This window comes from Pseudomonas sp. Irchel s3b6 (genome assembly GCF_900187415.1).
Classification (GTDB): domain Bacteria; phylum Pseudomonadota; class Gammaproteobacteria; order Pseudomonadales; family Pseudomonadaceae; genus Aquipseudomonas.
This window is the reverse complement of sequence record NZ_FYDM01000039.1, coordinates 1-1,263: the sequence shown is the minus strand read 5'-3', so window position 1 is coordinate 1,263 and position 1,263 is coordinate 1. Positions and strand designations below refer to the sequence as shown.

The 1,263-nt window shown below is 56.8% G+C and carries 1 protein-coding gene; it reads left to right on the top strand.

Annotated features, from left to right (window positions below; translation table 11 throughout):
* Positions 1–998 (top strand): IS110 family transposase (locus CKW07_RS25050; RefSeq protein WP_095147512.1); only part of this gene is annotated, 998 nt, incomplete at its 5' end.
* Between the last annotated feature and the right edge of the window lie 265 nt (positions 999–1,263).

Below are 1,263 nucleotides of genomic sequence, written 5' to 3'. Positions count from 1 at the left end.
ATCTCGGTAAACACAGTTTTCACCTGCACGGCCAAGACACTGCGGGCCGAGAGGTGTTTCACAAGAAGCTCACGCGAGCACAGATGATGCATTTTTTCGGCAACCTGCCGAGCTGCGTCGTAGTGATGGAGGCCTGCGCCGGGGCGCACTTTGTCGCTCGCCAACTGACGGCGATGGGACATACGGCCAAGCTGATTTCTCCACAGTTCGTTCGGCCCTTCGTTAAAGGCAACAAAAACGACTTCGTGGATGCCGAAGCTATTTGCGAGGCCGCATCACGTCCATCGATGCGCTTCGTTACGCCTAAAACCGCAGCCCAGCAAACCCTGTCTGTCCTGCACCGTTTGCGTGAATCGCTGGTGCATGAGCGCACCAAAACCACTAATCAGATGCACGGTTTCCTGTTGGAGTTTGGTATCAGCCTGCCCAAAGGCCTGGCAATCATGAAGCGTTTGGCGAGTGTCTTGGCCGAGCACGAGTTGCCCATTCGGTTGAGGGTGTTGCTGCAACGCCTGTATGAGCACTTCAGTTACCTGGATGAGCAAATCAAGGCGCTGGATAAAGAGCTGGCGGGCCAACTGGCCGACGATGATCTGGGTAGCCGTTTGCTGAGCCTGCCGTGTGTTGGTCCGATCACCGCCAGCCTGCTGGCTGTCGAGATGGGCGATGGGAAACAGTACAAATGCAGCCGCGATTTCGCCGCCTCCGTGGGCCTGGTGCCCAGACAATACAGCACGGGCGGCAAGGCCAACCTGCTGGGGATCAGCAAGCGCGGTGACAAGCACCTGCGACAACTGTTGGTGCAGTGTGCTCGGGTTTATATGCAGAGGCTGGAGCATCAAAAAGGAGCGCTGGCCGACTGGGTGCGTTCATTGCTTGGGCGACGACACTCGAATGTGGTGGCCTGCGCCTTGGCCAACAAACTGGCGCGGATCGCGTGGGCGATAGCCGCCCACCATACGCAATATGAAACAGGGCCAGACGCCTTGAACGCCTGACCCTGCGGTTGTTGCTGTGCCACGAATCACCTTTCAGGTTTTGCGATAGCTGAACAACAGATGACGTGAACGGCCCACCGGCCTGGCGAAGAACCTGACACAAAAATCGGCTTCAGAAGCCGTCGGATTTTTCAGGATCGTCAGGCGCGACTCTCATCGTGGCGCTGGGGCATGCCCCAAACAGACGCCGGATAGATTTATGCAAGCCAACCACTTCACCCGTTTATCAGTATTGCAAAAATGGGGGTGACCATAGATTTTTGTG